This is a genomic window from Pantoea sp. CTOTU50773 (assembly GCF_032082325.1).
Lineage (GTDB): Bacteria > Pseudomonadota > Gammaproteobacteria > Enterobacterales > Enterobacteriaceae > Pantoea > Pantoea communis.
In genome coordinates this window covers 1-7,612 of record NZ_DAMDQC010000190.1, presented here as the reverse complement: position 1 = coordinate 7,612, position 7,612 = coordinate 1, and the positions used below count along the sequence as shown (strand labels likewise).

Here is a 7,612-nt window from a genome sequence, read left to right as displayed (position 1 = left end):
ACCGCCAATGATTTGCAGATCCGGGTATTTTGCACGAGTTTCACGGATGCGTTGCAGCACGCCTTCGGAATGACCGTGAGAGGAGTCGATTAACAGCACGTCAACGCCCGCAGCAACCAGCGCGTCAATACGCTCTTCGTTGCCCGCGCCAGCGCCCACTGCCGCGCCTACACGCAGACGGCCCTGTTCGTCTTTACAGGCGTTAGGTTTACGCTCAGCTTTCTGGAAGTCTTTTACGGTGATCATGCCGAGCAGATGGAAACTCCCGTCAACCACCAGCGCTTTTTCAACGCGTTTTTCGTGCATTTTTGCGAAAACAACGTCGCGTGACTCGCCTTCGCGCACCGTCACCAGACGCTCTTTCGGAGTCATATACACACTGACAGGCTGGCTCAGGTCAGTCACAAAGCGCACATCGCGACCGGTAATGATGCCCACCAGTTCGTTGTCAGCCGTGACAACCGGGTAACCGGCGAAGCCATTGCGTTCGGTTAATTCTTTCACTTCACGCAGAGTGGTCGTGGGCAGCACGGTCTGCGGGTCGGTAACCACGCCGCTTTCGTGTTTTTTAACGCGTTTAACTTCTTCGGCCTGGCGCTCAATCGACATGTTTTTGTGGATAAAGCCCAGACCGCCTTCCTGCGCCAGTGCAATTGCCAGACCGGCTTCGGTCACCGTGTCCATAGCAGCAGACAGCATAGGGATGTTCAGACGGATGTTTTTCGTCAGTTGGGTGCTGAGATCAGCGGTGTTAGGTAAGACAGTGGAGTGAGCTGGAACGAGCAGAACGTCGTCAAAAGTGAGGGCTTCTTTAGTGATTCTTAGCATTGCAATATCTCCACCTGGGGGCGATTAAAACAGATAAAATATTGCCGCGGCATTATACAGGCCGAAATCGATTGCCTCCAGTGTTTTTTAGGAAAAAGTCTTGATCCTTCGGGTGAGCAATGTAGTATCGGTTGATTAACGCTCTGATTTAAAATTTGATCTACATCACATGTCGCTACCGCCAACCGCCAATATTTTTACTGTCAGCCGCCTGAATACCACGGTGCGCCAACTGCTGGAAAATGAGATGGGCCTGGTGTGGCTCAGCGCTGAGATCTCAAATTTTAGCCAGCCCTCTTCCGGTCACTGGTACTTCACCTTAAAGGATGATGGCGCACAAGTCCGCTGCGCGATGTTCCGTAATAGCAACCGCCGTGTCACCTTCCGTCCTCAGCATGGTCAGCAGGTTTTGGTGCGCGCCAGCATTACGCTGTATGAACCGCGTGGCGACTATCAGCTGATTATCGAAAGCATGCATCCAGCGGGTGAAGGTCTGCTGCAGCAGCAGTTTGAGCAATTGAAAGCGAGACTGGCGGCCGAAGGGCTGTTCGATCAGCAGTTCAAACAGCCGCTGCCCGATCCGGCGCGCCAGGTCGGTGTGATCACCTCTGCCACCGGTGCCGCGTTGCATGATGTGCTGCGCATACTGCATCGCCGCGATCCCTCATTGCCGGTAATTATCTATCCCACGCCGGTGCAAGGTGTGGATGCACCGGCTGCGATTGTGCGTGCCATTGAACTGGCGAACCAGCGTGATGAGTGTGACGTGCTGATTGTCGGCCGCGGCGGCGGCTCGCTGGAGGATTTGTGGAGCTTTAACGATGAGCGCGTGGCGCGTGCTATTTTTGCCAGTCGCCTGCCCATCGTCAGTGCCGTCGGCCACGAGACAGACGTCACCATCGCCGACTTTGTCGCCGATCTGCGCGCCCCTACCCCATCTGCGGCGGCAGAAATCGTGAGCCGCAATCAGATCGAACTGCTGCGCCGTTTGCAGTCACAGCAGCAGCGAATGGAAATGGCAATGGATTTCTACTTTGCAGAGCAGCAACGCCGTTTTACCCGCATACAACATCGTTTGCAGCAGCAACATCCACAGCTGCGTCTGGCACGTCAGCAAACCACACTGTTCCAGTTGCAACGTCGCCTCGGCGAGGCAATGGATCAACGTCTGCGCGTGGCTAATCGCCAGCAGGATCGCGTGTTACAGCGCCTCAATCAGCAGCAGCCTCAAGGGCGCATTCTGCGTGCGCAGCAGCAGATGCAGCAGTGGCAGTATCGCCTGCAACAGGGCATGGAGAAGCAGCTGAATCACAATCGTCAGCGATTTGGTAATCTGGCTGCACAACTGGAGGGCGTCAGTCCGCTTGCCACACTGGCGCGTGGTTTTAGTGTGACAACGGATACGCAAGGCCAGCTGGTGAAGAAAACCCAGCAATTGCATAAAGGCGATTTGCTGCGCACCCGTCTGGATGATGGCTGGGTGGAAAGCCAGGTGACCGCCCTTGAACCGCAGAAATCGCGTAGCCGTAAAGCACGATCCTAGCTGAAAAACTATACTTCTGGCATGTTCACTCACGGCCAGGAGTTACTATGACCTACAGCGTTATTCCTCCGTATATTCTTCGCAACATCATTGACCATTGTTCGGGTGCGCCTCAGGAGTCTGCTCGCCGCACCCTCACCCATGTTCAGCAACTGATGACTGAACACAATCATAAATCGGCCAGCGCGGCCACCGCCCAGCCTGGCAGCGTGTTGCGTGCCATCTTTGATGCGAAGAACACACAGAATCTACCCGGCACCTTAATCCGCGATGAAGGTCAGCCAGGCAATGGTGATGTCGCTGCCGAGGAGGCCTGGAATTATCTCGGCATCACCTACGATTTCTACTGGCAAATCTTCAAGCGCAACTCACTGGATAACCAGGGCCTGAAGCTGGATGGCACCGTGCATTACGGCAAGGAGTATCAGAACGCCTTCTGGAACGGTCAGCAGATGGTGTTTGGTGACGGCGATGGCGAGATTTTTAACCGCTTTACCATTGCGCTTGATGTGGTCGCGCATGAACTCACCCACGGCGTGACCGAGAACGAGGCCGGGCTGGTTTATTTCCAGCAGTCTGGTGCATTGAATGAATCGATGTCTGATGTGTTCGGCTCGCTGGTGAAACAGTTCCACCTGCAGCAAACGGCCGATCAGGCTGACTGGTTGATTGGTGAGGGCTTGTTAGCATCCGGAATTAAAGGCCGTGGACTGCGATCCATGTCCGAACCAGGCACGGCTTACGACGATCCGAAACTCGGTAAGGACCCGCAACCGGCGGATATGGATCATTACATCGAAACCCGCGATGACAATGGCGGTGTCCATCTCAATTCTGGCATTCCTAACCGTGCGTTTTACCTCGCCGCTAAAGCGTTAGGCGGCTTTGCCTGGGAGTTAGCGGGCCACGCCTGGTACGACACCCTCTGTGACAAGACGCTGCCGCAGGATGCCGATTTCAGCACCTTTGCGCGTTTCACCGTCGAGCATGGCGGCAAGCGATTTAATCGCTCGGTGGCGGAAGCAATTCAATCCGCCTGGCAACAGGTAGGCGTAACGTGAATATTCAACTGACTGATGACGCCATTATCGAACTGGCGCGTGAAGGTGGCATTGCTTTTATCCCCAATCTGCGAGGCGAGCGCCGCTTTGCCCTGGCGCAACTGCCGGAACCGCAAAAACAGCGGGTGTGTAACGTACTGGAGCAGGCATTACCGTTAGGGGAACCGGAAGATCAGGCGGCGAATCTTGGCAGCGGCGATCAGCGCTATTTTCGCATTCAAATCACCTATGCCACCCATCAAGAGGCGGGATCCATCGTGATTTTAATTCCAGAAACTGTGGCATCGCCAGAATTAGAGGCTCTCTGGCGCGACGGCCAGTGAAGAACTCGGAGATCTCCCAAGGCAACCTGTAACTTACTGACTATAATCATTAATGTGGCTAGCTAGTCCACATCGAAGAAAACACCCTTAGATGAGGTCTCTGCTATGACACAAAAAAAGCAACGAGGCGGTGCTGGGAACTTTGCAGAGGACCCAGAGCGTGCCAGGGAAGCCGGCAGTGCTGGCGGCAAAGTCAGTGGGGGCAATTTCAGAAACGATCCTGAAAGAGCCAGGGAAGCTGGAAGAAAAGGAGGTCAAAAAAGCCGTCGCCCCTCCAAGCAGCAGTGAATAAGGTACCTTAAGGAGTGAAGTGCGCCACGGATGGTTAATAAAAAAAGGCCGACATCATGATGTCGGCCTTTCTTCTTACTGAGGCTTACTTGCTGTCTGGCAACGCGTAAGCAATCACGTAATCACCACGGTCTGGTGACTGACGTGCACCACCTGCGGAGATCAGGATGTACTGTTTGCCATTTTTCGGCGAAACGTAGCTGATTGGGCCACCCTGGCTGCCGACTGGCAGACGAGCTTTCCATACTTCTTTACCGGTTGAGCTATCGAAGGCGCGCAGATAGTAATCCTGCGTACCGGCGATGAACACCAGGCCACCCTGAGTTGCCAAGGTGCCACCCAGCGTTGGCATACCGATTGGCATTTGTGCGCGCATCTTGATACCGAATGGACCGGTATCCTGCACGGTACCGACTGGCACCTGCCATACGATCTGACGGGTTTTCATGTCGATAGCTGACAGCGTACCAAAGGGTGGTGCCTGGCACGGAATACCCAGTGGAGACATGAAGCGGTTTTTGTTAACAGCGTAAGGGGTACCTTTCAGCGGAACTGCGCCCATACCGGTGTTGATCGCTTCACCGCCGTTGCTGGCAGAAGACTTAGTGGTGTCCTGAGGAATCATCTGTACCCACAGGCCCAGACGCATGTCGTTAACAAACATGTACTGGTTGTTCGGGTCAAACGAGATGCTGCCCCAGTTCATACCACCCAGTGAACCTGGGAAGCTGAGTGATTTGTCAGTGTCCGGAACAGTGAACAGTCCATCGTAACGCATGCCTTTAAAGGCAATACGGCACACCAATTGGTCGAACGGCGTCGCGCCCCACATGTCAGACTCGGTCAGCTTCTGGTTGCCGATGTTAGGCATTTCCACTGAGTGCGGCTGTGTTTTGGTGTACTGCTCGTTCGGGATATGCCCCTGCGGCATTTGCTGCTCTTCAACTTTCGTCAAAGGCTTGCCGGTCAGGCGATCCAACACCCAAATCATACCGGTTTTTGCACCGATAACGACGGCTGGCTTAGTGGTGCCATCCTTCATCGGGAAGTCAACCAGGCTCGGCTGCATTGGGAGGTCGAAGTCCCACAGATCGTTATGTACGGTCTGATAAACCCATTTTTGCTTGCCGGTAGTCGCATCCAGCGCCAGAATTGATGCGCCGTAGGTGTGATCCAGTTTGGTACGATTCGCACCCCACAGATCCACAGACGAGCTACCCATTGGCAGGAACACAGTGTTCATCGCCGGGTCGTATGACATCGGTGCCCATGAGTTCGGGGTACTACGGGTGTAGTCTTTGCCCGGCATCAGAATGGCATTCGGGTCATCGTTACCTGGGTCAAACGCCCAACGCATCTGACCGGTGATAACGTCAAAGCCGCGCAGTACGCCGCCAGGCATATCGGTCTGGACGTTATCTGCCACACGACCACCCACCACTACGGTGGTGCCGGCCAGCTGTGGTGCAGACGTCAGCTGATACTGTGGATCGGGCGCTTTACCCAGACCTTTTTTCAGGTCAACCACACCGTGGTCGCCGAAGTCTTCACAGAATTCACCGTTGTCAGCATTGATGGCAATCAGACGCGCATCAATGGTGTTCATTAGAATACGACGCTGACAGGTATCACCTGCCGCCAGAGCTGGCGCAGGAACCGGCGTTGAGCCAGGCTGTGTTGGCTGCTGTACGGGTTTGGTCGCATCGAAATACGCCAGACCACGGCAGCGGTTCCACACTTCTGCCTGTGCGTTGATTTCACGCTTCCAGATCTGCTTGCCAGTATCCGCTGCAACCGCAATCACGTTGTTGTGCGGGGTGCAAAGGTACAGGGTGTTGCCTACCTGCAGTGGCGTTTCCTGATCTTCCGCGCCGTTACCGGTTGGGCTGATCGGGGTATCGCCAGTGTGGAAGGTCCATGCAACCTGCAGGTCTTTTACGTTGTCACGGGTGATCTGGTCGATCGCCGCGAAACGGTCACCTTCAGGCGTGCGGCCGTAGCTGCTCCAGTCCTGCTGTGGTTTAGACTTGTCCACCGGAATCAGCGGCAGCTGTTTGCCTTCGAAAGCGACGGTTGGGTGCGTCTGGAACATCTGCACGAAAGTTGCCACCATGCCAACAGCGATAACTGCTGAAAGGACATAGGAAACTTTCGCCAGAGAGCTTTTGCCTTCACGCTTACGCAGCGCTGGCCAGGTCAGGAACGCCAGCAGCATCAGGCCTGCAGGCACCATCAGGCGTGAAACCAGCTGCCAGAAGTGGAAGCCCGCATCAAACAGCGCCCAAATCAGGGTGCCAACGAAGACCAGAATGAATAAGGTCACGGCGGATGATTTGCGACGGAAGAACTGAACCGCCGACAGCAACATCACAATACCGGAAATGAGGAAGTACCAGCTGCCGCCCAGAGCGACCAACTTGCCACCGCCGATCGCGAAGAACAGACCGACAGCCAGCAGGACCAGCCCGAACAATACAGACCAGATACTCAACCCTTTGCAGGGACGAGCGGAATTTTCTGCCATAACAAAAACTCTCCTGAAAAAATAACGCGCTGGTGCCGGCTAACAAGCTGTAGCCAGTAGCAATGCTCCTGCCAACGATGGGGGACAGGAACCAAACCGTTACGCTTTATTTTATATCTATTGGTACGGGTGCAATGCCCGTCATTCGGCGCTTGTGAGCAAGGACACATCGCAGGTGAGAGTGATTCTCGCTACAAGGCGGCAGAATTGTACCACCTGGTTCATTAGAAAGTGAACATCCATAACGAAGGAGTTACTGCGTAATAGCATTTTTGCTACAAAACCAGTCATAAGTTATTAATAAATATGTGGCTGAATCAAAGTGTAATTTTTGATGTTAAGGCGATATGTCAGGGATGATGAGCTTATCGTGCGGCATCAGGGCGAAAAAAAAGGGCCCGTTTGGGCCCTCTTCACTTTAACGCTTATTCTTTTTCAGATGCGACATCAGTCGCTGGCGTTTGCGCTGCTGCGTCGGTGTCAGCAGGTTACGTTTGCCCGCGTACGGGTTGTCGCCTTCTTTAAACTGAATGCGAATCGGTGTGCCCATCACGTTGAGTGAGCGACGGAAGTAGTTCATCAGGTAACGTTTGTAGGAATCTGGCAGATCCTTCACCTGATTACCGTGAATCACCACGATCGGCGGGTTATAACCACCAGCATGGGCATACTTCAACTTCACGCGGCGACCACGCACCAGCGGCGGCTGATGGTCGTCAGAAGCCATGGTCATGATGCGCGTCAGCATCGCGGTGCCGACACGTTTGGTTGAGCAGTCGTAAGCTTCGGTCACGGATTCGAACAGGTTACCTACGCCACTGCCGTGCAGCGCCGAGATAAAGTGAATGCGCGCGAAATCGATAAAGCCCAGACGGAAGTCCAGCATCTCTTTCACTTCGTCACGCGCTTCCTGGGTCATGCCATCCCACTTGTTGACCACGATCACCAATGAGCGACCGCTGTTCAGGATAAAGCCGAGCAGTGACAGATCCTGATCGGAAATGCCTTCACGTGCATCAATCACCAGCATCACCACGTTGGC

7 protein-coding genes are annotated in these 7,612 nt (G+C 54.4%); 4 read left to right on the top strand and 3 right to left on the bottom strand.

Annotated elements, in window-relative coordinates:
* Positions 1-828 (bottom strand): IMP dehydrogenase (locus RT340_RS20545; protein WP_313377606.1); only part of this gene is annotated, 828 nt, incomplete at its 3' end.
* 169 nt (positions 829-997) lie between these two features.
* On the opposite strand from RT340_RS20545, the gene xseA reads away from it, so the two are divergent.
* The 4 genes from xseA (at position 998) to RT340_RS20525 (ending at position 4,043) form a co-directional block, all read left to right on the top strand.
* A complete protein-coding gene (gene xseA / locus RT340_RS20540; RefSeq protein WP_283215475.1) occupies positions 998-2,371 on the top strand; it encodes an exodeoxyribonuclease VII large subunit in 1,374 nt (457 codons plus the stop codon).
* A gap of 47 nt (positions 2,372-2,418) precedes the next feature.
* Positions 2,419-3,432 carry a M4 family metallopeptidase gene (locus RT340_RS20535; RefSeq protein ID WP_313377605.1) on the top strand — a complete coding sequence of 338 codons (1,014 nt, stop codon included), beginning with the start codon at positions 2,419-2,421 and terminating at the stop codon, positions 3,430-3,432.
* Positions 3,429-3,755, top strand: coding sequence for a protealysin inhibitor emfourin (locus RT340_RS20530; RefSeq protein WP_034825682.1), 327 nt, complete (start codon positions 3,429-3,431; stop codon positions 3,753-3,755). Before RT340_RS20535 ends, RT340_RS20530 begins: the two co-directional genes overlap by 4 nt.
* Before the next feature lie 105 nt (positions 3,756-3,860).
* Entirely contained in the window at positions 3,861-4,043 is a 183-nt protein-coding gene (locus tag RT340_RS20525; RefSeq protein WP_045814915.1) for a general stress protein, read from the top strand.
* 88 nt (positions 4,044-4,131) lie between these two features.
* Here the strand turns inward: RT340_RS20525 and RT340_RS20520 are convergent, their stop codons facing one another.
* Both RT340_RS20520 and RT340_RS20515 read right to left on the bottom strand, forming a co-directional pair.
* On the bottom strand, positions 4,132-6,570 hold the full coding sequence (locus RT340_RS20520; protein WP_313377604.1) for a glucose/quinate/shikimate family membrane-bound PQQ-dependent dehydrogenase: 2,439 nt from the start codon (positions 6,568-6,570) through the stop codon (positions 4,132-4,134).
* A gap of 418 nt (positions 6,571-6,988) precedes the next feature.
* Positions 6,989-7,612, bottom strand: a 624-nt coding sequence (locus RT340_RS20515; protein ID WP_313377603.1) for a GTP-binding protein, incomplete at its 5' end; no start/stop codon positions are given.

Bases quoted from the DNA above. Each gene is read 5' to 3' on its own strand.
- xseA (WP_283215475.1), top strand. From the start codon at position 998: ATGTCGCTACCGCCAACCGCCAATATTTTTACTGTCAGCCGCCTGAAT.
- RT340_RS20520 (WP_313377604.1), bottom strand. From the start codon at position 6,570: ATGGCAGAAAATTCCGCTCGTCCCTGCAAAGGGTTGAGTATCTGGTCT.
- RT340_RS20525 (WP_045814915.1), top strand. From the start codon at position 3,861: ATGACACAAAAAAAGCAACGAGGCGGTGCTGGGAACTTTGCAGAGGAC.
- RT340_RS20535 (WP_313377605.1), top strand. From the start codon at position 2,419: ATGACCTACAGCGTTATTCCTCCGTATATTCTTCGCAACATCATTGAC.